The 26,583-nt window shown below is 66.1% G+C and carries 14 protein-coding genes; 8 read left to right on the forward strand and 6 right to left on the reverse strand.

Annotated elements, in window-relative coordinates; genetic code table 11:
- Positions 1–152: 152 nt before the first annotated feature.
- The 6 genes from KF886_17790 to KF886_17815 all read right to left on the reverse strand — a co-directional run bounded on the left by KF886_17790 (position 153) and on the right by KF886_17815 (position 16,170).
- Positions 153–9,071 (reverse strand): tetratricopeptide repeat protein, encoded by an 8,919-nt coding sequence (locus KF886_17790; GenBank protein ID MBX3179210.1) that lies wholly within the window; start codon positions 9,069–9,071, stop codon positions 153–155.
- A gap of 926 nt (positions 9,072–9,997) precedes the next feature.
- The gene (locus KF886_17795) at positions 9,998–11,848 is read right to left on the reverse strand and encodes a phosphoenolpyruvate carboxykinase (GTP) (GenBank protein ID MBX3179211.1); all 1,851 of its coding nucleotides are present in this window, start codon (positions 11,846–11,848) and stop codon (positions 9,998–10,000) included.
- Between the two features lie 153 nt (positions 11,849–12,001).
- The gene (locus KF886_17800; protein ID MBX3179212.1) at positions 12,002–13,021 is read right to left on the reverse strand and encodes a hypothetical protein; all 1,020 of its coding nucleotides are present in this window, start codon (positions 13,019–13,021) and stop codon (positions 12,002–12,004) included.
- A gap of 1 nt (position 13,022) precedes the next feature.
- Positions 13,023–13,784, reverse strand: a complete 762-nt coding sequence (locus KF886_17805; protein ID MBX3179213.1) for an ABC transporter permease subunit — start codon at positions 13,782–13,784, stop codon at positions 13,023–13,025.
- Positions 13,784–14,746 (reverse strand): ABC transporter ATP-binding protein, encoded by a 963-nt coding sequence (locus KF886_17810; GenBank protein ID MBX3179214.1) that lies wholly within the window; start codon positions 14,744–14,746, stop codon positions 13,784–13,786. Before KF886_17810 ends, KF886_17805 begins: the two co-directional genes overlap by 1 nt.
- Positions 14,747–14,847: 101 nt before the next feature.
- Positions 14,848–16,170, reverse strand: coding sequence for a Gfo/Idh/MocA family oxidoreductase (locus KF886_17815; GenBank protein MBX3179215.1), 1,323 nt, complete (start codon positions 16,168–16,170; stop codon positions 14,848–14,850).
- 125 nt (positions 16,171–16,295) lie between these two features.
- Here KF886_17815 and KF886_17820 point away from each other — a divergent pair, with 125 nt between their 5' ends.
- From KF886_17820 to KF886_17855, 8 genes are all read left to right on the forward strand, one after another.
- Positions 16,296–16,760, forward strand: coding sequence for an Rrf2 family transcriptional regulator (locus tag KF886_17820; GenBank protein ID MBX3179216.1), 465 nt, complete (start codon positions 16,296–16,298; stop codon positions 16,758–16,760).
- A 161-nt stretch (positions 16,761–16,921) separates the two neighbouring features.
- Positions 16,922–17,830, forward strand: a complete 909-nt coding sequence (locus tag KF886_17825) for a c-type cytochrome (protein MBX3179217.1) — start codon at positions 16,922–16,924, stop codon at positions 17,828–17,830.
- 4 nt (positions 17,831–17,834) lie between these two features.
- Positions 17,835–21,452: a nitrate reductase subunit alpha gene (locus KF886_17830; protein MBX3179218.1), complete on the forward strand. Its 3,618-nt coding sequence runs from the start codon at positions 17,835–17,837 to the stop codon at positions 21,450–21,452.
- Positions 21,453–21,477: 25 nt separating this feature from the next.
- Positions 21,478–22,974, forward strand: coding sequence for a nitrate reductase subunit beta (narH, locus tag KF886_17835; protein MBX3179219.1), 1,497 nt, complete (start codon positions 21,478–21,480; stop codon positions 22,972–22,974).
- Positions 22,975–23,002: 28 nt separating this feature from the next.
- On the forward strand, positions 23,003–23,521 hold the full coding sequence (locus KF886_17840; protein MBX3179220.1) for a molecular chaperone TorD family protein: 519 nt from the start codon (positions 23,003–23,005) through the stop codon (positions 23,519–23,521).
- Positions 23,515–24,834, forward strand: a complete 1,320-nt coding sequence (gene narI, locus KF886_17845) for a respiratory nitrate reductase subunit gamma (protein MBX3179221.1) — start codon at positions 23,515–23,517, stop codon at positions 24,832–24,834. Before KF886_17840 ends, narI begins: the two co-directional genes overlap by 7 nt.
- Complete coding sequence (locus KF886_17850) at positions 24,834–25,940, forward strand: cytochrome bc complex cytochrome b subunit (GenBank protein MBX3179222.1); 1,107 nt, start codon at positions 24,834–24,836, stop codon at positions 25,938–25,940. The genes narI and KF886_17850 overlap by 1 nt, the downstream gene beginning before the upstream one ends.
- Positions 25,940–26,554 carry a hypothetical protein gene (locus tag KF886_17855; GenBank protein ID MBX3179223.1) on the forward strand — a complete coding sequence of 205 codons (615 nt, stop codon included), beginning with the start codon at positions 25,940–25,942 and terminating at the stop codon, positions 26,552–26,554. The genes KF886_17850 and KF886_17855 overlap by 1 nt, the downstream gene beginning before the upstream one ends.
- The last annotated feature ends 29 nt before the right edge of the window (positions 26,555–26,583 follow it).

Here is a 26,583-nt window from a genome sequence, read left to right on the forward strand (position 1 = left end):
CTCATTCCTTCCATAGTGTAGGGTGAGTTAAGTAAATCGACAGCCCCGAAAGAGGGAATCCAGAGGATTTCAGCTTTCGCATTTCTGGATCTCCGCGGTCGCAGCGATGACGGTTGCCTTGGTTGAGGCTGTGAAGCCATGGGCTGTTGGGATCAGGGATCGACCGCCTTGGCGATTGGGGTTTCGGGCGGGGTGGATTCGGGGTTTTGGGGTTCCGTTTGGGGGACTTCGGGCGCTCGGATGGTCAGGCCTTCCGCGCCGCGAAGAATGGAAAGCGCGAATTCCCAGTCGCCATGCCGGACGGCGGTTTTCACGAGGATGCGGTTCACGCCCGCGCGCAGGGGGACCTCGATGCGGTCCTGATCGATCAGGCAGATGCGCGAGACGGGATTCTGGTGGACCTCCTGGCCGTTGACCCAGATGCGGGTCCAGCCGCTGCTGCCGTGGGCGAAGGTCACGGCGCGCTCGTCGGGGCTTTCCACTTCGGCGGCGGCGTAGGCGGCGTGGTTGCTGAGGTGGCCGCGCCCGTCCACGAAGAGCCTTCCGGGCGACAGCACCGGGCAGATCGCTCGGGGTCCCACTTCGCGCCAGCCGGCCAGGGCGGCGCCATCGGACTCACCGCGCAGCCACGCGGCCAGGGGCGCGTCCAGCGGGGCGGCCATGGTCTCCCAATCGGGCAACGCCGCCGGATCGCTGAGGCGCCAGGCGTCGACCAGGCCGGTCCACAGCGCGATTTCGTGGGCTTCGTGCGCGGGCGCGCCTAGCGCGTCGGGGTCGATGGGTTCGGGCGTGGCGCCGGCGAGACGGGCGAAGCGGCTGCGAAGGGCGATCAGATCGGAGACGCGGTGATGGGCGGGGTCCGCCTCGATGAGCGAGCGCAGAAGCGTGTCGGCCGCGTCCCAGCGCTCCGGGACGGCATTGGCGAGGATGGCGTCCCGGGCATTCGCCACGCGTTCCTGGCGGGCGGGGAGCATCTCGGCGAAAACCTGGATCGCCTCGGTGACGGCGCCCTGCTTGAGGTGAAGGGTGATGCGGACTTCCGCGGCGTGATCGCGCACGTCGGATCTGAAGGCGGGGTTGTTCCGGGCGCGATCGTAGACGGCGCCGGCGTCTTCCGGCAGTCCGGCGTCCAGGAAGAGGCCCGCGAATTCGTCGACCCAGTTTTCCTGGAAGTCCGGGGAGTCGAGCAGGGCGCGGTAGCGGGCGAGGGCGTCTTCCTGTTCGCCGCGCGCGCGCGCGATCCAGGCCAGGTTGTAGTCGCGCTGTGCATCCGGGTAGCTGAGGGCCTGGAGGCGATCCAGCAGGGCCAAGGTGGTTTCGCTTTCCGGGAGCTTGGCGATGAGGTCGAGCGCGCGGTAGGGATGGCTCAAGAGTTCGGGGTAGCGCTCGGACGCGTCGAGAAGTGCTTTGGCGGCCTCGCCGGCGGCGCCGGACTGCGTGAGCCGGTAGATCAGATCGCCAAGTCCACGCGAATCGTAGCGGGCGGCGGGGAATCCGGCGACGAGCGCGGCGGCGGCGGCGCGCAGGTTGCCGAGGGAATGAAACAGGTCGCTGTACTCGGCGACCTGGCTGGCGCGCGCCCAGACGACGGGCTCCAGGAGGGCGGCCACTTCGGCGCGGGCGTCACCGTTTCCATCGGCGGCGCGGAGCTGTTTCGAGACGACCAGCAGGGCGCCGGAGAGCGACGGAAACTCGCCGGATGCGGCCTGTGCGGCGAAATCGCGCCAGCGCGCGCCCTCTGCGAGAAATCGGCCATAGTCGCGCTCGAACTGTTCCCGCGATTCGCCCGAGCGGACGGCGTGGCGGGCTTCCATCGCGGCGGGGATTTCGGCGGCGGCCCCGCTTTTGAAGAGCACTTCGGCGTAGAGCATATCCGCCTCGGTGTCGCGGGTGCGGAAGGTCGCCGGCGTCTCCAGTACTTCGCGGGCGGCGTCGAATTGGCCGTTTTCCATGAGGAGCTGGGCCAGGGCGATGCCCTCGCGCCCGCCATGGCGTGGACCGAAGGTGCGCCAGAGATCCATGGCTTCCGCGTACGAGCCAACGCCCGCCAGGGAAGCGGCGAGGACCATGGCGGCCTCCGTGTTCGCGGGTTCGGCCTCCAGCACGGCGCGGCAGTCCGCGATGGCCTTTTCCCAGGCTTTCTCGCGGCGGTAGAGCACGGCGCGCTGCAGCCGGTAGCCCGCGTTTTCATCGTTGAATTCGATCTGGTCGAGCATTTCAACGGGCGCACCCCCGCGGGCGGCGGCCTGGCGGGCCTCGTTGATCGCTTGCTGGACCGCTTCCCGGGTGTTTTCGGACGGATCTTCGGGCCGCTTCGGATTGAGGGCCTCGCGCAGGGGCGGCGGGAGCTCGTTAAGGACGGCGTCCCGCCCCTGGGCGACGCGGAAATCCTTGACCTCAACATCGAGCCATTCGAGCGCGGACGCCATATGCCCGAGGTGGGCTTCCAGGCCCGCGAGGAAGACGCGTTCGTTCAGGGTGAGTACTGATTGGGCTCGCGCGGCTTCCACGAGCGCGCGGGCGGCCTCGGCGGGGGCGGCATGCTCGCGGGCCTTTTCGAAGGCCATGCGGAAATGGGAGCTGAAATCGTAGTTGTTTTCTTCCCGGCGCGCGGTCTCCCAGGCGAGCTGCCAGGCGGCCTCGTGATCGCCCGCGGCAATGAGCACCCGCGCGATCCGCGATGCGTCATTGAACGCCAGGCCCTCCGCGCCTCCCGCGCCCCGGTATTCGCGGAAGGCCCGGGCCGCCGCCTCCCAGTCTCCCCGCTGTTCGAGGTAATCCATGTAGCGCCGGAGGCCCTGGGCGTCGCGATTCGCCTCCCAGGCATCCCGGAGCGCGGCGCCCGGATCGCGCCCGGGGACTTCACTGTCGAAGGCGGAGGCGAGCATCGGCCGGGCGGACGCCGGGGCTTTTTCCAGGACGGCGTCCCGCAGGGCGCGAAGGCCTTCGAAGTCGCCGGTATTGCGGTACGCTTCGGCGGCGTAGCGCGCGTAGGAATGGTGCGGGCTCTCGTTTCGGTTAAGCCAGCTGGCGAGTGCGGCCTTCCGTTCCTCGGGCCGCCCGGCGACTTCAAGCAGGCGCTGGTATCGCTGGATCTCGCGCGATTCCTCGGGAAGGCGCTCCATGATTTCGACCGCCCGGCCGTAGTCGCCGAGCTGCTCGTAGATATCCACCATGCGCAGCTGGATGCCGGGATTTTCGGGATGGCGCGCGGCGATGGGGGCCAGGCGTTCGAGCGCGAGCGGGGGAAAATCGCGGTAGTCCTGCGTGAGTTTTTCGGCAAACTGCCCTCCGTACTGGCTGGCCTGATCGAACAGGAGGTCGATGGTCGACGTGGCAATGTTTTCGCGTTTGACATGCTCCTCGATAATGATCTCGCCGAGGTTTCGGTATGTCCAGTCCGATCTGGGCATTCGGGGGGCGATATCGAGAAAATACCGCTCGGCGGGGCTGTGGTAGCCAGCGCGAATCAGGCTTTCGATGGCCTGAATGTGCACGTGCGGGGACGCCTGATGCTCCGCCTGCAATTTGTATTGGGCCACGGCCCCGTCGGGGTCCCCTTTCTTCAGATAGAGCGCGGCAAGCCGCTGATAGTCCCTGCCGCCACGCGCGGGATCCGGCTGATCCACGAAGGCGAGGGCCTCGTCCCATTTCCCCTGTTTTTCCGCGAGGTCCGACAGCAACCGGCGTATACCGGGCTCGTCCTGGCCGCCCAGCAACTTTTCGAGATCGGTGCGCGCGTCGGCGTAGCGTTTTTCATGCTGCGCGATCATGGCGGCCATAAGCGCCCAGCGGCGGGCGTCGGGATCCGCCGCGCGTCCGGCCTCCACGCGGGCCTTGAGATCCGCCAGCGCGCCGGCCTGGGCAAAGCGCGAAACCGCCGTGGCGAAGGGGGCGCCGTGGACGCCCGCATCGAGGTTGTGCTCATCCTTTTCGAGGAAGTCCCGCCAGACCGCGATCGACTTGTCCCGCTGGCCGCCGCGCCAGTAGTAGTCGGCGATTTGGGCGAAGAGCATCTGGTTTTCGGGGTGAATCCGCTGGACGCGCTCCAGCATCTCCGCGGCTTTTCCCCATTCCTGATCGCGCGCGAAGCGCTGGGCCAGTTCGTGCATCTGCGCGGGGTCGCGCGCCTCCTCCATCAGGCGATCCCGAAGCGCCTCCAGGTCCTCGGTCTTGTTCAGTTCCTGGTAGAGCCGCTGCAATTCGTTGGAGAATGCGCGACGGTTGCCGGGGTTTGCGCGGGCGAGGTCTTCGAGTTTTGCGAGCGCGGCCTCCTTTTCGCCGTTGGCCTCCAGGAGGCTGGCGTGTAGCAGGGCGATCTGGGCGTCGTTCGGGCGGCGCGCCAGCAATTCCCCGGCCTGCTTGAGAGCGAGATCGGGCCGCTTGTTCTGCGCGTGAATCCCGACGAGGGCCATGTGCAGGGTCACCGCGTTGGGCTGGCCGGCCAGCTGTTCTTCAAACGAAGCGATGAGTGCGGGCATTTGCCCCGCTTTCTCCGAGGCATCCCAGAGCGGGTGCAGCGCTTGAAGGCCCAGCGAGCCGAGGTTCAGGTTCTGGTGCTGGTAGCCAAAACTCGGGTGGCGGGGGCCGAGCCGCCCTGCGCCGGCGGACTGGAGTTGCCAGGCTTCGCGGGCCAGCGTAATGGCCTGTTTGTGTTCGCCCGCGCGGGTATGGGCCTGCGACAGGAGGGCGAGCGTCTCCGGACGCCGGGCGCGCGCCAGATCTTCTTCGAGCAGGAGGCGGGCCTTATCGGGCGCGCCCCCCTGTTCGAGCGCGCGGACGACACGGCTGAGATAGGCGGTGTTTCCGCCGAGTGCCATCCAATTCCGGTAGTGCGACACCGCCTCATCATGGTTATTGCGCGCGAGGGCGAGGTGCAGCCGCGCCTGGGCAATGTCGGCCGGGCGAAGCGCCGGATCTTTTTCGAGGGCGTCGTAGAGCGGCGCCATTTCGTTGTGGCGGCCGAGCACATCGAGGAACAGTGCCCGGAAATTGATTAGCAGAAAGTCGCCCGGGCGCGCTTCAAGAAGCGAATCCACCTCCGCAAGCGCGGCCTCCGGGCCGGCGGAATTGAATTGCGAAGCGATATAGAAGGCGACGAAACCCGCCGCGCGGGCCTGCGCTTCGGGTGTATTCGCCGCGGTATAGGCGCGCGCCTCCTCGCGAAGGCGATCGATGATCGGCTCCAGTTTATCGCCATCCGTATCCATCTGAACCAGGAATTGAAAGGCCTGAAGGCGCCCATGATCTTGTGGAACGAAATTCACCCCGAACATTTGTCCCAAGTTACCGGACGAGATCCAGGGCCGCCCGTCGATCCGGGGCATGTGCATTCGGGCAGGGCGCTGGGCCATCGTGGGCGCGGCGGGATCCGCTTCCGCGAAAAGGAGATCGGTGTACAGTTCGCGGGCGCGACCGATTTCGCCACGCATGCGGCTGGTCTGGGCGAGCTGGTTGTTAATCTGGCGGCGGAGCGCGGGATTGAGGGCGGCCGCCTTTTCGAATTGGGCCTCGGCCTCGTCGTGGCGATTGAAGCGGCTCAGATGGTAGCCGAGCTCGAGGTGGAGATGCGGATCTTCCGGGGCGAAGGAGACAAGCCGGTCGACCAGTTCGGCGGCTTCCTCGGTGTCTTCCCGGGCGAAATACAGCCCGAGCAGGTGGAACATGGCCCGCCGGGCGGCGCCGGCGTCCTCGCTGGCGGCCAGCGATTGCGCGAGCGCAATGGCGCCGTCGATGTCTTCCACGGATTCCGTCAGGTGGACCAGGCGCCAGCGCAGGTCGGTGTCTTCGGGGTAGATTTCGGCCAGCCCCCGGGCGACGGCGAGGGCCTGCTTGTTGTCCCCGGCCAGTTCGCACACCGCCAGGTAGTCGAAGCGCGCGTCGATATTGTCGGGGTTGGCTTCGGCGCGCTCCGCGTACTCCGCGAGCAGGGTATCCTGTTCGCCGGTTTGCCGGGCGATCTGGACGAGCAGCTGGAGCACCTGGCTGCGCATGGCGTCGAAACCGGAGACATTCCGGCCGCCCATCCGCGCAACGGGCATGGGGCGGAAGGCGGAGGATGACGTGTTCCAGCCGCCGAAGCCGCCCTGGCTGAAGCCGCCCAGCCTGCCGCCGCCGAAGCCGCCGTACGGCATATGCGGCGAGACGAACGCGGGCGCGAGCGGTGATGGCGCGGGGCTTCCCGGGGCGGGCTGTGCGGAGCCCTGGCCGCCTTCGGGTTCCGGGCGCTCGCCGATTTCGAGGATGCGTTTGAGTTCCGCCACGGCCTCGTCGGGCAGGTTGTTGTTGAGCAGTTCCACGGCGTGCTGGTAGCGCAGGTTGTAATCGTAGGGATCGATCGCGAGCGCGCGCTGGATGAAATCGCGGGCGCGCTCCAAATAGCCGTTTTCAAAGAGCGAACGCGCGACCATGACCTGCGCGGCGGAGTCTTCCGCGTTTTCCTCCGCGATGGACTCCCATACCGAGACGGCGGCCTCGAGGTCGCCCGTCCGCGCATGCGCTTGCGCGAGGCGATCCAATTCAAAGACGGACGGCTGGCCCGAGAGCGCAATGAGGGCGGTGTGCGCTTCCACGACCTTCCGGTAGTCGCCGTTGTCGTAGGCCTCGGCGAGTAGGAGCCGGAGCAGGGCCGCTTCGTCCTCAACAACGCCGCGGGCGCTTTCGAGCGCGGCGAAGGCGGCGGGGCGATCGCCGGCGGCGCGGTAGGCGGCGGCGAGCTCCTGGTAGGCCCCGAGATCGCGGGGCGCGTTGCGGAGCCGGTCCTGGAACTCGCGCACGATGATGTCGGCCTGACCCATCCGGACATAGACCGAGGCCAGGCGCGATACGGCGTCGGGCCGCTGCGCGTCCTGGCTGGTTTCCAGCATCTTCCGGAAGGCGTCCGCGGCTTCGCCAAACTGGTTTGTTCGCAGGAGGGCGTCGCCGAAGTCGCGGTAGTAGGCGGGCTCGTCGCCATCGATCTGGATGAGGTTGCGGAATTGCTGGAGGGCCTTTTCGGCTTCGCCGTAGCGCAGGTAGGTCGCGGCGAGCTCGGCGCGGGCCTCGGCGCTGCCCGGCGCACGCTCCACGAGCTGCTCCGCGGCGCGGATGGCCGCGTCCCGGTCGCCGGCGGTGGCGTAGAGGCCGAGCAGTTCGCGCAGGTAGCCGTTGGCGCGGGCGGGGTCGGCCACCATGAGGCCCTCAAGGACGGCGGCGGCCTCGGCGGTTTTCCGGTTCATGCGGAGGGCCTCGGCAAGCCGGCGCTTGATTTCGATGTTGCCGGGGTCGAGTTTCGCGCACTCGGCGTAAAGGGCCGCGGCGCGGGGCCGGTTGCCCATGCGGCTGTAGAGGCGGGCGAGCCTCATGCGCGGTGCGACGGCCTCTGGCGAGGCGGCCACTTCCCGTTCCCAGGCCTCACGCCGTTCATCGAGCGTTTCCAGCGCGGCGTACGCGTCCAGGAGGCCCTGTTCGCCGCGGTCCTGAAAGAAGGCCTGATCCTCCGCTTCGGCCAGGCGCTCGAACAGCGGGATCGCGCCCTCGACATCGCCGGAAGCGACCCGCAGGCGCGCGCTGGACAGGACGTAGTCGAGGTTGTCCGGATCCTGGTTCATGGCGCGGTCGTAGAGCTTGAGGGCGTCCTCGGCCAGGTCGTGCGAGGCCAGGATGCCGGCCACCTCGGCGAGCGCCTCGGCGGGGGTGTCCCCGGCGGCGACGGCGGCCTCCCAAGCGGCGCGCGCGGCGTCTTCCTCGCCCTGTGCGTACTGGATGGACGCGACCCGGAGCCGCCACTCGCGGTCCGCGCGCAATGCCAGGGCGCGGGCGTAGGCGGCGGCGGCCTCCGGGTAGAACTCGCGCCGTTCAAGCCATTCCGCGTGGCGGGCGTGGTCCTCGGCGGTGGCCGCGTCACCGGCGGCGGTTCGCGCCCAGGCTTCCAGGGCCTTTTCCGGCTGATTGTGCCGCAGCCAGGCTTCGCCGAGGCGGCGGAGGAAGTCGGGATCGTTCGGGAAGCGGTCGATCAGCGTTTCATAAGCCGCCGCCATTTCGTCGAGGCGCCCGGCCTGTTCATAAATGCGCAGCAGCAACTCCCAGGCGCTCTGGCGGGTGGGCGCCCGATCGATCACGGCCCGGGCGGTGGCCTCCGCGGCGTCGGGCTCTTCCCGTCGGAGGTGGATCTGTGCGAGCAGTTCCTGGAATTCCAGATCCTGGGGGTTCGCCTCCACGCGGGCCTCCAGATACGCCACGAGCCCTGCAAGATCGCCCTGGGCCTCGTACACCGAAACGAGGCGGTCCTTCAGGTCGGCGTGCAGCCAGTTGCCGGGCGCGGCCAGCGCGAGACCCGCTTCAAACGCGGCGATGGCGCCGGGGTAATCGGGAATGGCGGCGCGCGCGCGGCCGAGCGAACGCAGCGCGCTGCATTGCCGGTAGGGGTCGTCCTTCGCGGCGTCGGCGAGGCGCTCCCAGGTCGCGGCGGCGCGGTCCCACAGGCGGTTGGCCTCGAAGAGCTCGGCGAGTTCCTGGAGCGCGAAATGGTCGCCGGGCGCGGCGTCGGCGAGGCGTTCCCACGTGGCGATGGCCTCGTCCTGGTTTCCGGAACGGAGGTAGACGTTGCCGAGGAGGCGGCTGAGGCGCGCGCGCTCCTCCGGCTGCTCGACGGACTCGAGGGCGGCGGACAACACCTCAATGGCCTCGGCGTCGCGCCCCGCGTCGTAGTAGAGCTGGCCGAGCATCTTGTCCAGCGCGGGGTCGCTTGCCCCCTCGGCGCGGGCTTCGAGGAACGCGGTGATGGCCTCGCCGGTACGCAGCTGGCGCGCGAGGATGCGCCCGCGCAGGATCAGGCGCGCCTCGTACGGCATGCCGTTGTCGCCGGATTCGAGGCGTTTCAGCCAGGCGTCGACACCCTCGGATACGAGCCAGGCGTCGTAGACGCGGTCGAAGGCCTGTTCCTGGTAGGGGTTTCGGGCGAGGACCTGCTCGTAGCGGTCTCGAATCTGCTGCTGGGCCGGATCGAGGGGGACGCCGGCCGGGGGATCCTGCGCGGCGGCGGCTACGGCGATCAGCAACAGAACGGCGCGTGTGATGTGCCGGAAAAACATTTCAGCTCTCCTCGCGGGGGTATGGTTCAGCCACTTCCTCCACTATAACGCATGCGGGGGGGGATTTTGGAGGACTTGTATGGGGCGCGGGGATGGTGTCACCGGTTGGTGGCGTTGTGTGGGCGCCGTCGCCCGACGCACTGTGTCGAGGATTCGGAATGAGAATGGACGGCGGCTTCGCCGCCTGGCAGGCGGGGACGCCCGCGCTCCCAGCCTTTGACGCTCCCATACTCGGGGCATGCTTTAACTTGGTTTGGACGTAACAGTTTAGCCGTCTGAAGCAAAGAAGATTTTCAACCACGAATGAACTTAGAGCAGCCCTGGGCCGCAACCAAAGAAATGATCACCACGAAGGGCGCGAAGCTCACGAAGAGAAAGAGAGACGAAGATTTGACCGCAGAGAGCGCAGAGAACGCATAGGGTGATTTCTTGTACGCGGATGGATTGGGTGGATGATCGAGAGGGCATCCTTAACCACGAATGAACACCAATGCACACGAATGCGCCGGGAGCAGCGGCTGGCCTTGATCAGGAGTTGTGACCACGGATTACACTGATGACACGGATAGAAAGGCGTTCCGGTCGTTGAGGCCAGGCGGCGGCTGCGCGGATCTTTGGAAAAACTCCTTCGTTGCGGCGAAAGGTTGATCTATGTTCTCTGCGGCCAATCAGGTTTTTCGTTACTTGGATGCTTGGCTGTGGGCCTGGGAAAAGGCTGGTTGAACTGAATTTCGGTTACTTATTCGTGTCCGTTCGTGTCCATTCGTGGTTCAACTGCTACTCAAATCCATACAGCTAAAGAATTACGTTTGGACAAGGTAGGTCTGAAAATTCCGGGTCGCGAGTTCTCGGAGCTTACGCACGAACGCCCCTCGGCGGGCGCGTGGGGCGATCGCGTGGCGCGAAGGAAGGCGGTTTTGCGCGGGCTATTGCACGTAGGGGGCGGTCACGTGCGTGGGCTCCCAGTGCTCGGGAGCGCGCCAGAGCGAGCTGAGGACCAATTGGCGCATGAGCATGAATTCCTTGGGGAGGCGATCGTAGAGCTTGATGAAGAGCTCTTCGTGCGAGAGGATTTCGGCTTCCCAGTTGGCTCGGTCGACGGACATGATCTCGTCGAACTGCTTCTCGGTAAAGTCGAGGCCGGTCCAGTCGATGTCTTCGTAGCGTGGGACCCAGCCGAGGGGGCTTTCCTCGGCGTAGGCGCGGCCGTGCACCTTGTCGACGATCCACTTGAGGATGCGGACGTTTTCGCCGAAGCCGGGCCACACGAACTTGCCGTCCGGATCCTTGCGGAACCAATTCACACCGAAGATGCGGGGCGGGTTGTTGATGGTGCGGCCGATATCCATCCAGTGGCTCCAGTAATCGGCCATGTGGTAGCCGATGAAGGGGAGCATGGCGAAGGGGTCGCGGCGGACGTTACCCACGGAGCCGGCGGCGGCGGCGGTGGTCTCCGAGCCCATGGTGGCGGCGAGGTAGACGCCGTAGTTCCAGTTGTAGGCCTGCATGACGAGGGGGACGGTGGAGCTGCGGCGCCCGCCGAAGATGAAGGCGTCGATGGGGACACCGCGCGGGTCCAGGTAGGCCGGGTCGGCGCAGGGGCAGTTGGAGAGGCGCGCGGTGAAGCGGGCGTTCGGGTGCGCGGCGGGTGCGCCGCTCGCCGGAGTCCAGGCGTCGCCGCGCCAGTCCACGAGGTTGGGCGGCGGTGTGGGGGTCATGCCTTCCCACCAGACGTCGCCTTCGGGTGTGAGGGCGACATTGGTGAAGATGGTGTCGCGGGCGACGCTGGCCATGGCGTTGCGGTTGGAATCGAAGGAGGTTCCGGGCGCGACGCCGAAGAAGCCGGCCTCGGGGTTGATGGCGTAGAGTTTGCCGTCGGGCCCGGGCTTGATCCACGCGATGTCGTCGCCCACGGTGGAGATTTTGTAATCGGAGAAGGTCTCCGGGGGGATCATCATGGCGAAATTCGTTTTGCCGCAGGCGCTGGGGAAGGCGGCGGCGATGTAGGTCTTTTCGCCGCCGGGCGCGGTGACGCCGAGGATGAGCATGTGCTCGGCAAGCCACCCCTCGTCGCGGGCCATGCAGGAGGCGATGCGGAGGGCGAAGCATTTCTTGCCGAGGAGGGCGTTGCCGCCGTAGCCGCTGCCGAAGGACCAGATGCTGCGCTCCTCGGGGAAGTGTACGATGTACTTGTCGTCGTTGTTGCAGGGCCAGGCGACATCCTTACGCCCGCCGGTGAGCGGCATGCCCACGGAGTGCATGCAGGGGACGAATTCATTGTGCTTGCCGAGCTCGCCGACGACGGCGCGTCCGACGCGTGTCATGATGTGCATGTTGACGACGACGTAGGGGGAGTCGGTGATCTCGACGCCGATCTCGGCAATATCGGAGCCGATCGGGCCCATGCAGAAGGGGATGACGTACATCGTGCGGCCCTGCATGCAGCCGTTGAAGAGCCCGTCGAGGGTCGCCTTCATTTTGTGGGGTTCGACCCAGTTGTTGGTGGGGCCTGCGTCCTGACGGCGGCGGCTGCAAATGAAGGTGCGGTCCTCGACGCGCGCCACATCCTTCGGGTCGGAGCGAAACAGGTAGCTGTTGGGGCGCTTTTCCTCGTTGAGCTTGATGGCCATGCCCGAGCCGACCATCTCCGCCATGATCCGGGCATACTCGGCCTGCGACCCGTCGCACCAGTAGACCGAATCGGGCTGGCACAAGTTGGCCATCTCCTTCACCCAGGAGATCAGGCCATGGTGCTTCACGTACGGGGGAATGCTCATCTTGGACTCACTTTCTATCGGGTTCCCGTCCGGCGCCGCAATGCCGGCCACGGCGCGCAATGTTCCCGGCTACCATCCAGCCGGGAAAGGCCGTGCGGGTACGCCTGCATGGTACCGTTCCGGGCGCGCCCGCGCAAAATCGTGGCTTCCGGGCTACTCAACGATACCGGTGGCGGGATTGTAGGTCCAGTCCTGGCCGGGGTAGGGGTGCTCGGGTAGTGCGGGGATCGTTCCCGCGCGCAGGACCTCATCCAGGGAAACGGGCCAGTGGCCGTTGTCTTTCTCGTATCCGTCGAGCAGGTTGCGCAGTATCTTCAGGCGGTTGGCCTTCAATTCTTCGAGGGTGGTCGTGTTGTAAATGACGCCGTCGGCGGCGAGGAAGAAGCGCCCGCCCAGCGGGTCCGGCCCCAGGGGCTGGATAATGCCGGCCTGGACCATCTCGTCGAGGCTCTCGGGAAATTCTCCCGTGCGCTGGCGGAAGGCGAGTACGGCCTGATTCAATTGCTCGGTGGCGGTGATGATATCCATCTCGACGAGCTTTCGCGCGGCGAGTTCGCGAAGCAGGGTGTCTTCGCTGCCGGCGAGGCGCGCCCACATTTCCCGCTCGACGTCGGCGAGGTCATACTGGCCGTGCAGCTGGGTGGCCAGATTGCGGATGAACTCGGGGGAGCCCTCGATGGCGGCGGCGAGGCTGAGGTAGTAGGTGGCGCGCTCCTTTGCGCCTGGCTCGTCCTTGCGGTTGAGGAGGAAAATCATGGCGAGCTCGTAGGGGAGCTGAAAGTTGTCGGGATTGGCGATGAAGCCGCGCTCGAGGAGGTCGATGCCGGCGTCGTCGTCGGCGCGGAGCGCGGCGAGAAACATGCCGCCGTAGCGGTAGGCGTCGTCGAACCAGGGGTCGAGTTGGACGATGGTTTCGAGCATCTGCTGGAGCCAGGTGAACTTACGATCGCCCTTGCTTTCCTTGCCGATGTACTGGATGCACTGGAGCCAGAGGAGATCGGCGACGATGTGGTTCATGCCGCCGGTGAAGTGCTTGAGGAGCCTGGCGTTGGGCAGGTAGAGGAGTTCGTCGCCCGATTCGAAGGCGCGGGCGGAGTTCGCCTGGCGCTGGGAGAAAATGGCCCCGGCGAACAGGGCCGCCGCGCAGGCTATGGCGATAAGCCGCGCGCGCACGTCAGACGTCCTTTTCCTGGAAGGCGAGCGCCGCGAGGATCAGGAGCATGACGGTGTACATGAGGCCGTAGGACATGGCCCAGACGACATAGGCCCCGGAGACGGCGACATCGTTTGCGGCTTCGCGGGCGATGTCGAAGTTGCTCAGGTTCGGGATGACGTAGTAGGCCGCCTCCAGCATGGATTTCGCGAAGGTGCCGTCGAACTGCGGCGGGAGGTCGCGGAAGACTTCGGTGGCGTGGCCGAAGACCGCGACCGAGAAGACGATGATCGCGCCGAGTATGGGCGAGGTCATGGCCGACAGCAGGATGGCGAAGGCCGTGATCAGCATGAGCTTCCAGTAGATGAGCAGGATGGCCAGGAAATAGGTTGTGGTGAGCGATCCGCCGAGGAGCAGGATGTAGACCGATGAGACGGCGGCCATGATCGCGGTGACGACCGCGAGCAGCGCCATCAGGCCGAGGTATTTTCCCACGACGAACTCGTAGCGGTGCATCGGCTGCGAGAGGATCGTGTAGAGCGTGCGCTTGTCGATTTCCTTGTAAATGAGGCTCGTTCCCACGAAGATGGCGATGAGGATACCGAAGATGGACGTGGCGCCGAGGGCAATATCCTTCACGATCTTGATGTCCTGCCCGATGCTGATCCAGCCGAGGGCCTTCGATCCGAATATGGTCACGGCGGCGAAGAACAGGAGCACGTAGAGGACCTTGTCGCGGATCGACTCGCGAAACGTGTTCTGGGCAATGGCGAGTATACGCATCAGATGGCCCTCTCCGCGGGCGGCAATGCACTTGCGGGAAGCGCGCCTTCTTCCTGCTGCCGCAGGAAGAAATCCTCCAGCGTTTCCTTGATGGTCTGGAACTCGACCAGGGTCCCGCCCCGCTCATAGATCAGGCGGGCGCCCTCATTGGCTTCGCCCCGATCGGCGAAGGTGAAGATATCCTGCGCGTCGAGTTGCCGATGCTTTGTGGCGAGGGCAATCACCGCGGCGCGACCGGCCTCGTCCAGCCCCTCCGCGATGACGTCGACGGCCTTCACGTGGTGGCCGAGCAACTCGTCAATGCGGCCGCGGTGCGTCAGCCTGCCCTTCACGAGGATGCTTACCCGGTCGCAGATCTGTTCCACATCGCCCATCACGTGGGAACTGAAAAAGATGGTCTTCTTTTCGTCCCGGCACCGCATGATCAGGTCGCGAATCATGCGGCGGCCGACGGGGTCGAGGCCGCTCATGGGCTCGTCGAGGATGAGTAGCGGCGGATCGCCCACGAGCGCGACGGCGAAGCCGATCCGCTGGCGCATGCCCTTGGAGAAGCCCTTGACCCGCTGCTCGGCGATGTCGCGGAGGTCGAGCAGTTCGGAGAGCTTGTCCCACTGCCTCTGGCGCTCCGCGGGGGAGAGTTTTTGCAGGCGCCCGTAGAAGTCGATGGTCTCGCGGGGCGTGAGGTATTCGTAGAAATAGGGCTGCTCGGGCAGGTAGCCCACCAGGCGCCGGGCCTCTGGGGTCCGGACGCTTTTGCCGAAGATGAAGGCCTCGCCACCGGTCGGTTTCAGCAGCCCGCAGAGGATCTTGATGGTCGTCGTCTTGCCCGCGCCGTTGCGCCCGAGAAAGCCGTAGACTTCGTTCTCCTCGATCGTGAGATCGAGGCCATCCAGCGACTTCACCGGCGACTTTCCGATGGCCCGGTACACCTTGCAGAGATCGTTCGTGACGATAGCGCTCAACCCGGAATCTCCTAAGCATGTTCAGTGCCAGCTTTGCGAGGATTCTAGCGCGCCACCCGCGAAGTTGTCCAGTGGCGTACGCCCGGCGAGGCGGTGGCAGCCTACAGGGACCAGCCGTCGCGATAGGCCTGGCGCACGTATTGAGTGGCGTCGGGGAGGTTGGTGAATTCCAACTTCGCCGCGTCCCAGAGCAGTTTGGTGTTCATGCGTTTGGCGATGTTGCCGAGGAGCGTGATTTCGGTGAGTGGGCCCGAATAGTCGAAGGCCGCGTTGGCGGGGCGATTGTTGCGGATGGCGTCGCACCATTCGGCCTCGTGCGTGCCTTCCACCTTGCGGATGTTGGGTTCGGGCGGGGTGAAATCCGCCATGCGGGCCGCGGGCACGAGGCGGGGCGACTGGCCGTAGGTGCCGCAGGTGATGCAGCCCTTTGAGCCCTTGAACAGCGCGCCGCCCTCGCCGTCGCCGAGGTCGTCCTTTTCGCTGAGTTCGCTGGGGCGCGGGGGGCGCAGGCCGTCGTACCAGTTCACGATGACGGCCGGCCGATCGCCCCTGGCGGGGAATTCGTAGCGCACGATGGAGGCGAGGGGATGCAGTTCCCCGGTGAGGCCCGTGGAGCTGGCCTCGATGCTCACCGGCTGGCCGAGATCCAGCGCCCAGACGATGGGATCGAAGGTGTGCGCGCCGCGATCGCCCATCATGCCGCATCCGAAGTCCCACCAGCTCCGCCAGCTGCCGGGGTGGTAGCAGGGGTGGTACGGGCGCGACGGGGCGGGCCCGAGCCAGAGATCCCAGTCGAGCGTGGCCGGTACGGGCGGGGTGTCTTCCGGGCGCGCGCCGACGGGTGAGCTCCAGGCGGCGTGGCCCCAGGGGTAGTAGGTCAGGTCGCACCAGGCGTCGACTTCGCGGACCTCGCCGATGACGCCGGCCTGAATCCAGGTGACGATGTCGCGCGCGCCGGACATGGAGTGGCCCTGAATGCCCATCTGGGTGATCACGCCGGTCTCGCGGGCGATTTCGGCGAGGCGGCGCGATTCGAACACATCGTGGGTCAGCGGCTTCTGGCAGTAGACATGCTTGCCTGCTTCCATGGCGGCCTTCGCGATGACGGCGTGGGTGTGGTCGGGCGTGGCGATGAGCACGGCGTCGATGTCGCGCTGTTTTTCGAGCATGACGCGGAAGTTGGCGTAGCGCGCGGCGTTTGGGTACTTCTCGAAGGTCTTTGCCGCGTAGTCGCTGTCCACATCGCAGAGCGCGATGATGTTTTCGTTTTCCAGGGCGCGGAGGTTCGAGGCGCCCATCCCGCCGACGCCGATCCCGGCGATGTTGATCTTCTCGTTGGGGGAGGCGGCGGCGCGGGCGGGCCGGGCGGCGAGGAGGGCGGACGTGGCCAGGGCGGTGTGCTGAATGAACTCGCGGCGTTTCATGGTCTGGGACTCCGGTTGTGTCTGAATGGCGTACGCGCCGGCTCCATGGTACCCGCTTGGCGGTGTGGCTTCCAGTACGCCGCGCGGGACCTCGGCCCTTGACATTGGGAGCCGGAGCGAACAAAATGGAGGAGGAAGTCTACTATTTCATGTTCAAGCTCTATTCCAAAGGTTGCCAGTACGCGCTGCGGGCGCTTGCCTACGTCGTCACCGAACGGGGCAGCGAGCGCTTTCAGATTGCGGAGATCTGCGAAAAGGTCGGGATTCCCGAGCCGTTTACCCGCAAGGTCTTCCAGGATCTCGTGCAGGCCGGCTTCCTCCATGCCCACCGGGGTCCGGGCGGCGGTTACTCCCTGGCCGAAAGCCCCGACAGGATCTCGCTGCTCGACGTGATACACGCCGTGGACGGCGAGGACACCTTCAATCACTGCGTCCTCGGGTTCGAGGAATGTGGCAGCGCGCACCCTTGCCCCATGCACTACCGCTGGGCCGAGGCGAAGTCCCAACTGCTCGACCAGCTTGCGCAGGATACGCTTCAGGATATCGCGGACTTCGCGGCGAAGCGGCTGAAGAACCTGCCCCGAACCTGATCGCGCGGGGCCGGATCGCCCTTTATTTCCGGGTTTTTAGAAGAATGAACCAAGCCATTGACACGGCGCGGCCAAATAGTGGATAATTTGGTCCGGAATAAAGTGGATAAAAAAATCCACTATATTGGGCCTGGTCACGGGCCCCATGGAGAGGCAATTTGATGCTTGCGAACCTGCCCCCGCTTCGATTCCGCGGCCGCCGCCTGGCGGCGCTGCTGATCGCCGCCGCGCTGGCCCTCCCCTGTGGCGTTGCCGGCGCCCAGGAGACGGCGGCGGAAGCGCCCGCCCCCGAGACGCCCGCTGAAACCGCCGAAGCCGCGCTCGCGCCGGATGCACCGGCCGCCGCGCCCGAGGACGTGGCGGCGCAGGCCTACGCGACCAAGTGCATGGGCTGCCACACGATTGGCGGCGGGGCCCTCTCCGGCCCCGACCTCAAACCATCTGCCGCGTGGCCCCGGAAGAACCTCTGGGACGCGATCAAGCGCATGGAGAAGAACGTGGGGCCAATGGCGGATGAGGAAATCGACCTGCACACCGACTTCCTCCTCGCCGTTGACGCGGCGGAGCGGATCGCTGAGGCGCAGAAGCAGGCCGCGCTCAGGCACGCGGCCACGATGGAACCGGCTTCGGCGGATACGGGCCGCGCGCTCTTTCTGGGGCGGACGCCCTTTGCCAATGGCGGGCTTGCGTGCGGCGCGTGCCACCAGGCGGGCGGTCGCGGCGGATCGCTGGCCTCCTCGCTGGAAGACGCGTTCACGCGGCTGGGCGAGGCCCCGTTGATGGCCGCCTGCGAGTCGCCCGGCTACCCGGTCATGCGGGCCATGTACCTTGACTCCGCGCAGCCGGTGACCCGGCAGGAAGCGCTTCACGTGGTGAAGTACCTGGAGCAGGTCTCTGGCCAGCCGCAATCCGCGATCAGCATCCCGCTGCACCTGCTGGGCGTGTTGGGCGCGGGGGGGACCGTAGTGTTGCTCGCCACCCGTTACAAGAAGACCCCCGGCGGCACGCGGGCGCGTCTCGTCGCGCGCGCCTGCCGCAAGCAGGACACCGGCCAGGACCAGGGAGTTTAATCGCATGAGCTGGATCAAGGACATATTCGAGCCGGAGGCGCGGGCGTGGGAAGACTTCTACCGGAACCGCTGGTCCTACGACAAAGTGGTGCGGAGCACCCACGGCGTCAACTGCACGGGGTCGTGCAGCTGGAACATTTACGTTAAGCGGGGCATCGTCACGTGGGAGATGCAGGCGCTCGACTACCCGATCCTCGATAAGGATATCCCGCCCTACGAGCCGCGCGGGTGCCAGCGCGGCATCTCGTACTCGTGGTACATCTACAGCCCGTTGCGCGTGAAGTACCCCTACCTCCGGGGCGCGCTGGCCGATCTCTGGCGCGCGGCGAAGCGAAAGCATCCCGGCGATCCGGTGGCCGCGTGGCGATCAATCGTGACGGACCCACCGTCCCGCAAGCGCTACCAGCAGGCGCGGGGCAAGGGCGGGTTCCGGCGGAGCACCTGGGAGGAAGTCGAGGAGATCATCGCCGCGGCCAACCTGTACACCGTCCAGGAATTCGGGCCGGATCGACTCATCGGCTTCTCGCCCATCCCGGCGATGTCCATGATCAGCTACGCGGCCGGGGCGCGGTTCATGCAGCTCATGGGCGGCGTGGCGCTGTCCTTTTACGACTGGTACTGCGACCTGCCGCCCGCCTCGCCGGAAATCTGGGGCGAACAGACGGATGTGGCCGAGAGCGCGGACTGGTTCCACTCGAAATTCATCGCGACCGTCGGTTCCAACGTGTTGATGACGCGCACGCCCGACGCGCACTTCCTGGTGGAGGCGCGGCACCAGGGCGCCAAGGTGGTGGTGTTCTCGCCGGACTTCAGCCAGACCTCCAAGGTCGGGGACGAATGGATCCCGATGAACCAGGGCCAGGACGGGGCCTTCTGGATGGCGGTGAACCATGTGATCCTGCAAGAGTTTTACGTGAACCGGGAGACCCCGAGCTTCAGCACCTACCTGAAGGAAAACAGCGACGCGGCATTTCTCGTGCAGCTCGAACCCGACGGGCAGGGCGGCTACAAGCCGGGGGCCTACCTCCGCGCGTCGCAGCTCGCGGAAACGAAGGACGAAGAGCTCGCCGAATGGAAAATGTTCGTTCTCGACGAGGAAAACGCCGCGATCCGGCTGCCGGCCGGCCAGGTGGGCCACCGCTGGCAGCATACGAAGGGCCAGTGGCACATCAAGCAGGAGGATTCTCGCACCGGCGAGGCGTTTGAGGCCCGCCTGAGCGTTGCGGGGCTCGGCGAGGCGGTCCCGGTGCGCTTCAACGACTTCTCCGAGGGCCGGAACGACGTCATCCGGACCCGGCACGTGCCATCGCACACCGTGGAGACGGCGGCGGGGCCGGTGCTGGTCACGACGGCCTTCGATCTGCTGCTGGCGCAGCACGGCGTAAACCGGGGCTACGCCGGGGAGTGGCCCGAGAGCTACGACGACGGCGCGCAGCCCTTCACACCGGCCTGGCAGGAGCCCTACACCGGCATCAAGGCCGCCACGGTCACTCGCTTCGCCCGGGAATGGGCCATCACCGCCGAAAAGACCGGCGGCAAGTGCATGGTGATCATCGGGGCGGGGGTGAACCACTGGTACCACAACAACCTGATCTACCGCGCGTGCATCAACGCGCTTCTGCTCTGCGGCTGTGTGGGGAAGAACGGCGGCGGCTGGAACCATTACGTGGGGCAGGAGAAGCTGGTGCCGCAGGGGTCCTGGGGGCCTATCGCCTTCGGCGCGGACTGGGGCGGCCCGCCGCGCCTGCAGAACACGCCGTCCTTCCACTACATGCACTCGGATCAGTGGCGCTACGATCGCGCGTTCCGCGAGATGTGCCCGGTGGCGGAAGAAGATCACCCCATGGCCTCCGGGCATACCGCCGACAAGCAGGCCCTGGCGGTCCGCAGCGGCTGGCTGCCGTGCTTCCCCCAGTTCACGGAGCACAACTTCAAACTGGTGAAGGAAGCCGAGGAACGCGGGGCCGATCCCGTGGAGCACCTGGTCAACCGCCTCAAGGACCGATCGCTCAAGTTTGCGATGGAGGATCCCGACAATCCCGCGTGCTACCCGCGCGTGTGGTACATCTGGCGCGGCAACGCGATCCAGGCGTCCGCCAAGGGGCACGAATACTTCCTGAAACACTACCTCGGCACGCACCACAACACGATCGCCGAGGAAGTGGCGAAGGACGATGTCGAGGACGTGGTCTGGCACGACAAGGTCGAGCTGGGGAAGATGGACCTGATCGTCGATTTGAACTTCCGGATGGACACGTCGGCGCTGTACTCGGATATCGTGCTGCCGACGGCGTCCTGGTACGAAAAAGACGATCTCAGCTCCACGGACATGCACTCCTTCATCCACCCGCTCCAGAAGGCCGTGCCCCCGTGCTGGGAATCCCGGAGCGACTGGCAGATCTTCCAGAGCATCGCGAAGAGCACCTCCGAGATGGCGCGGCAGTACCTGCCGAAGCCGCAGCGCGACATTGTGATCTCCCCGCTGCTCCACGACACGCCCGCCGAAGTCGCGCAGCCGTCCATCAAGGACTGGGCGAAGGGCGAGTGCGAGCCCATTCCCGGCAAGACCATGCCGAACATTACGGTGGTCGAGCGCGACTACACGAAGGTCTACGAGAAGTTCATCTCGCTCGGCCCGAACTACCGCGACAAGGGGTTGGGCATTCACGGCACGGTGTATCAGGTTGACGACGTCTACGACCAGTACCTGACGAACCACCGCACCGAGGAATGGGGTGGCAAGCGCTATCCATCGCTCCGCGCCGATCGCGACGTTTGCGAGGTGATCCTGCACTTCGCGGCGGAGACCAACGGCGAACTGGCGCACCGCGCGTACGAGGTCGAATCGAAGAAGACCGGCATCGACCACACGCACCTGGCGCGCGACACGCGGGGGGTGGTGTACAACTTCGACGATCTGTGCACGTCGCCGCGCCGCACGCTGACGACGCCGTACTGGACCGGCGTGACGAATGGCGGGCGCACCTACGCCGCGTTCTGCCAGAACGTGGAGGAACGGATTCCCTGGCGGACGCTGACCGGGCGGCAGCACCTGTACCTCGACCACGAGGCCTACCGGGCCTATGGCGAGCACCTGCCCACCTTCAAGCCGCGCGCCGACCTGCGCACCACGCGCGACCTGGACTACACCGGCGTCGAGCCGGGATCCATGGTGCTGAACTACCTGACGCCCCACGGCAAGTGGCATATCCACTCGACGTTTGGCGACACCCTGCGGATGGAGACGCTCTCGCGCGGTATCGAGCCCTTCTGGATGAACGACAACGACGCGGGCCTGATCGGCGTGCACGACAACGACTGGGTCGAGGTTATCAACGACCACGGGACGGTGGTCACGCGCGCCTGCGTGAGCGCGCGCATCCCGCGCGGCATCTGCTTCATTTACCACGCCACCGAGCGGACGGTGGGCGTGCCGAAATCGCAGCACCGGAAGCGCCAGCGCGGCGGCGCGCACAACAGCCTTACGCGCGCCCGGCTCAAACCGCTCTTCATGATCGGCGGCTACGCCCAGTTCAGCTACGCCTTCAATTACTGGGGCCCCCAGGGCGTTAACCGGGACACCTTCGTGATCGTGCGAAAAATCGACAAGCCGGCCTGGTAAGCCCGCGCTGGAAAGGATTTACGAGATGGATGTACGCGCACAGGTCTCCATGGTGTTCCATCTGGACAAGTGCATCGGCTGCCACACGTGCAGCCTGGCCTGCAAGAACCTGTGGACCGAGCGCCCCGGCGCGGAGTACATGTGGTGGAACAACGTGGAAACCAAGCCCGGCACGGGCTATCCCACGCTGTGGGAGGACCAGCTGAACTACAAGGGCGGCTGGGAGGTGAATGAGAAGCGCGAGCTCGTGCTCAAGAGCCAAAGCCGGGGCGGCGCGTTCCACAAGCTCTTCTACAACCCGAACCAGCCCGGGCTCGACGACTATTACGAACCGTGGACCTACCGCTACAGCGATTTGTTTGATGCGCCGGAGGGCCACGACCAGCCAACGGCGCGGCCCATCTCCCAGATCACCGGCGAGCCGATGGACATCGAGGCCGGCCCGAACTGGGACGACGACCTGGGCGGCTCCCCGATCTACGCGGAGAACGATCCCAACCTCGCCGGGCTTACGGAAGACGAGCGCCAGGCCCTGTTCGATGTCGAGAGCATCGCCATGATGTATCTCCCGCGCATCTGCAACCACTGCGCGAATCCGAGTTGCGTGGCCTCCTGCCCCTCCGGCGCGCTCTACAAGCGCGGCGAAGACGGGATTGTCCTCGTCAACCAGGACAAATGCCGCGGCTGGCGCGCGTGCGTCGCGGCCTGCCCGTACAAGAAGGTGTACTACAACTGGCAGACCGGGAAGTCGGAGAAATGCATACTCTGCTACCCGCGCATCGAGACCGGCCAGCCCCCCGCCTGCTTCCACTCCTGCGTCGGGCGGATCCGGTACATGGGCGTGCTGCTGTACGACGCGTCCCGGATGGAAGACGCGATGAAGGCGCCGGAGAAGTCCCTGGTGGAGGCCCAGCGCGCGCTGCTGCTCGACCCGAACGACCCCGAGGTTATCGCGGGCGCGCAGCGCAACGGCATCAGCGAGCAATTCGTGCGGGCGGCGCAGGAATCCCCGGTGTGGAAGTACGTGATGGAATGGAAGCTCGCGCTTCCGCTGCACCCCGAGTTCCGGACCATGCCTATGCTGTATTACGTGCCGCCGCTCCTGCCGGTTTCGGGGCGAAGCGGCGACGGCATCTACGAGCAGGATTCCGACGAATTCTTCACGCACCTCGAAAAGTCGCGGCTCCCCGTGAAGTACCTCTCCCGGCTCTTCAGCGCGGGCAACGAGGGTATTATCCGCGCGGTGATGAAGCGGCAGATGGCCGTGCGCTATTTCAAGCGCGCGCAGGACGTCAGCGATGTGGACTCGGCGCGGGTGGACGCGGTGCTCCGGGAGGCGCACCTTACGGCGGAACAGGCCGAGGCCATCTACCAGATGACCGCGCTGGCGCCGATGAGCAGCCGCTACGTGATGCCGCCCATCCAGCGGGAGGAAGCCATCGAGGCCACCGGCTGTTCGCCGCAGCAATGCCGGGGACAGTGCGGGCTCGGCGTGGCGGCCGAACCGAAGCGGGGCGCCTGACATGGTCGCGGCGCCCCGGACTATCGACATGTACACCGCACTGGCGGATTTCCTTGCCTACCCGGAAGCGGATGATCGCGCCGATCTGACCGCGTGGTCCGACTACGTGCGCGACGAGTTTCCTGCCGCCTCGACGCACCTCGATCGCTTTCTGCGCGAGACCGAGCACCTGAGCGCCGAGGAGCTTCAGGAAATCTACACGCGCGCCTTTGACGTGGCCCCGCAGTGCGTCCCCTATCTCAGCGTGTATCTCTTCGGCGCGGAGAGTTTCAAGCGCGCGGAACTGATGGCCGGCCTGAAGGAGGTGTACGAGCGTGCGGACCTCGACTGCGGCCAGGAGCTGCCGGATCACCTGGCGGTGGTGCTGCGCTGCGCCGCCGCGTTCAGCCACGAAGAATGGAATGAATTGATGGGCTGGTGCGCGCCCGGGCCGATCAAGGCGATGATCGCCGGCCTGAAGCAGGCCTCCAGCCCCTATCTTCACGTGCTGCTTGCCATCCGTCACGTGTTGCAGACCCAGTATCCCCGGGAGTTCGCGTCATGCTAGACCAGTTTCTCTTCGTCGGCCTGCCCTACATCGCGCTGTTCGTGCTGGTGGCCGGATCAATCTGGCGGATCCGCCGGCATCCCTTCAGCGTCTCTTCGCTCAGCTCCCAGTTTCTCGAAGGGCGACAGTTGAAGTATGGATCGCTCCCCTTCCACCTGGGCATTCTGATTATTCTCGTCGGGCACGTCATCCCCATCCTGCTTCCGGGAATCTGGCAGGCCCTCATGGGCGTGCCCGTGCTCCTGATCAGCGTCGAAGTCATCGGCATGATCGCCGCGTTCCTGGCGTTGTTCGGGCTCGGCGTGCTCCTCTACCGGCGTCTCACCTCCGCGAAGATACAGGCGGTCACTACGCCGGCGGACCTGGCCGTGCTCGGGCTGCTCATTGCGCAGGTGCTCGTGGGCATCGGCGTAGCCGGCGGCCACCGCTGGGGCGCGGCGTGGTCCACGGGCACGACGACGCCATACCTCTGGAGCCTGGTCGCGTTTCAGCCGCGCACGGATCTCGTGGCCAGCCTGCCGCCGACGGTCAAGCTGCACCTCGCGCTGGCGTGGGTCATTCTGCTGCTCATTCCCTTCACGCGGCTGGTTCACCTCTTCACCTTCCCGCTCTCCTACCTCTGGCGCCCGCCCATCAAGGTCGTCTGGACGAATCCCCGCCGCTTTGCGTATGTGCCCGAGCCGGTGCGGCAGGCGGCGGACAGCCGCCGCTACTTCGTGCGCGGGGCCGCCGGTGTCGGCGCGGCGGGCGTGCTGCTCTCGGCGGGGGTGCTGGACAAGCTCGGGCGTTTCTTCCAGGGCGCGCGGATGTCGAGCGAGGCGGAGGCGGAACTGCTCGCGAAGAAGCTGGAGCGCCTCGAACTGGCGGCGAAGGAGCGCGAACTGGAGCTCGAGCGGATCAATAGCGCGTACATTCACGTGGCGCGCCTCGGCGAGCTCAGCGAAAAGGACGGTCGGTACTTCACCGACTACGAGATGCGGCCGGCCCTCGCCTTCCGCGATGAAAACGGCCTGCCGCTGCTCATATCGGCGAAATGCACGCACCTGGGCTGCACCGTGGCCAGCACGCTCGACGCGGACAGGCGGCTCCTCTGCCCCTGCCACGTGTCCTACTTCGACGTGCGCACCGGCCAGCCGAATCCCGGCGCGCCCGCCAAGGCCCCCCTGCCGCGCATCGGCTGGGTGCTGATGGACGCCGCCGGCGATATCGTGGCGAGCCAGGGCCCGGACGGGCCGGTTCAGGGCGCGCCCGACCCCGAAAAACTGGACAGCTACGGCGTATTCATCGCCCGGCGCATGGAGGAACTGGCCTGATGAGCGGTAACGAACGGGTACAGGCCCTCGGAACCTGGCTATACGAACGCGTGCCCCTGCACAAGCTGAATTTCGAGGACATGCTGAAGAAGAAGGAGGTGCCGGTTCACCGGATGAGCTGGGCCTACTACCTGGGCGGCCTGGCGCTCCTTTTCTTCGGGATCCAGGTTGTCACGGGGCTGATGCTGCTCTTCTACTACCAGCCGACCGTCGCGGACGCCCATGCGTCGGTGGAGTTCATCACGAAGCACGTCAGCGGCGGCGCGCTCATCCGCAACCTGCACACGTGGTCGTCCTCGGGGATGATCCTGTGCGTGCTGGCGCACCTGCTCACGACCTTCGCCATGAAGGCCTTCGAGAAGCCGCGCGAAGCGCTGTGGGTTTCCGGCGTGCTCCTGCTGATCGTGACCTTCGGGTTCGGGTTCACCGGCTATCTGCTGCCGTGGCACCAGATCGCGGTCAACGCCACGAAGGTCGGCATGCAGTCGATCGAAGAAGTGGGAGCGTACCTGCCCGGGGCGCTCTCGGAACTGCCCGCCCGGGCGAAAGAGTTGATCCAGGGCGAAAAGGCCGTGGGCCAGGCAACGCTCAGCCGCTTCTACGCGCTCCACGTGGTCGTGCTGCCGCTGGTGGCCTTCATGATCCTGGGGCTGCACCTGCTGCTGGTTCAATTGCACGGCATGAGCCAGGGGGTCGACCGGCCCACCGGGAAGACCGAGCGCTTCTTCCCGTTGTTTGTGCTCAAGGACTTCTCGCTCTGGGGCATGGTGTTTCTGGTCGTCTTCGTGTTCGCGCTGTGCCTGCCCTTCGAGGCCTTCTTCTCCTATCCCCTCTTCGAGCCCTTCGATCCGATGGGGTCGACCCCCGACGGCATTAAGCCGGAGTGGTACTTCTTCTTCGTGTACTACCCGCTGGAGCTGCTGCCCTTCTGGCTGGTGATGATCGTGACCAACGGCGTGCTCGCGATGCTGCTGCTGGCCCCATGGATCTTCCGGGGCACACAACGCAAGACCCTCGGCTGGATCGCCGCGGCGGCGGGCGCCTACCTCGTGATTATCACCATCTTCGGACAGTCCATATACGAGTTTCTGAAAGGAGCCCACTGATGCGTCAGGCAACGCCACAATGGGCGCGCGGAATCGCCGCCCTGGCCCTGGTGTGGGCCGGCCCCGCGCTCGCCTACCCCGAGTTCGAGGCCTACGTCGAAAAAGTCTCCGGCATGCCCGTGAACTGCAGCCTGTGCCACACCCACCCGGATGGCCCCGAGGGCCTGAAACCGGGACAGATCGGCAGCCTGAAGCCGGCGGATCTGGAACGGCACAACCGCGCGCGCGCGGCGTTTGAGCCGGGCCAGGCGGTGGACAGCCCGATTCTCAACGAATTCGGCAACTTCCTGATCGAGCAACTGGGGAAGACCCGCTTCCTCCAGATGCGGCTGGAGCCGGAAACGCTGGCCGACGCGATACCCGCGGACAGCGATCTAGATGGCGACGGGGTGACCGACCGCGCCGAGTACCTCGCCGGAACGCACCCGCTCGACCCGCACCACGGGCCGCCGTGGCAACTCTTCTGGATCAACTTGAAGCGCAAGTTTTTCCACGTCGTCATGATCGCCGTCGCCACGGCCCTCGGCCTCTACGGGCTCAACAACCTGCTGCGCGGGTTCGAGCTGCTCGGCGGCGCGCCAGGAGACGGGGACGATCCACAACAGCCTACCTGAGCCCGCCGGGCCAGCGCCGATGAAAGCGC

It is taken from the genome of Candidatus Hydrogenedentota bacterium (genome assembly GCA_019637335.1).
Taxonomy (GTDB): domain Bacteria; phylum Hydrogenedentota; class Hydrogenedentia; order Hydrogenedentales; family JAEUWI01; genus JAEUWI01.

Coding starts and splice junctions, on each gene's coding strand:
- narH (MBX3179219.1), top strand. CDS start 21,478: ATGGATGTACGCGCACAGGTCTCCATGGTGTTCCATCTGGACAAGTGC.
- KF886_17815 (MBX3179215.1), bottom strand. CDS start 16,170: ATGAAACGCCGCGAGTTCATTCAGCACACCGCCCTGGCCACGTCCGCC.
- KF886_17855 (MBX3179223.1), top strand. CDS start 25,940: ATGCGTCAGGCAACGCCACAATGGGCGCGCGGAATCGCCGCCCTGGCC.
- KF886_17830 (MBX3179218.1), top strand. CDS start 17,835: ATGAGCTGGATCAAGGACATATTCGAGCCGGAGGCGCGGGCGTGGGAA.
- KF886_17840 (MBX3179220.1), top strand. CDS start 23,003: ATGTACACCGCACTGGCGGATTTCCTTGCCTACCCGGAAGCGGATGAT.
- KF886_17805 (MBX3179213.1), bottom strand. CDS start 13,784: ATGCGTATACTCGCCATTGCCCAGAACACGTTTCGCGAGTCGATCCGC.
- KF886_17850 (MBX3179222.1), top strand. CDS start 24,834: ATGAGCGGTAACGAACGGGTACAGGCCCTCGGAACCTGGCTATACGAA.
- KF886_17790 (MBX3179210.1), bottom strand. CDS start 9,071: ATGTTTTTCCGGCACATCACACGCGCCGTTCTGTTGCTGATCGCCGTA.
- KF886_17795 (MBX3179211.1), bottom strand. CDS start 11,848: ATGAGCATTCCCCCGTACGTGAAGCACCATGGCCTGATCTCCTGGGTG.
- KF886_17820 (MBX3179216.1), top strand. CDS start 16,296: ATGGAGGAGGAAGTCTACTATTTCATGTTCAAGCTCTATTCCAAAGGT.
- KF886_17825 (MBX3179217.1), top strand. CDS start 16,922: ATGCTTGCGAACCTGCCCCCGCTTCGATTCCGCGGCCGCCGCCTGGCG.
- narI (MBX3179221.1), top strand. CDS start 23,515: ATGCTAGACCAGTTTCTCTTCGTCGGCCTGCCCTACATCGCGCTGTTC.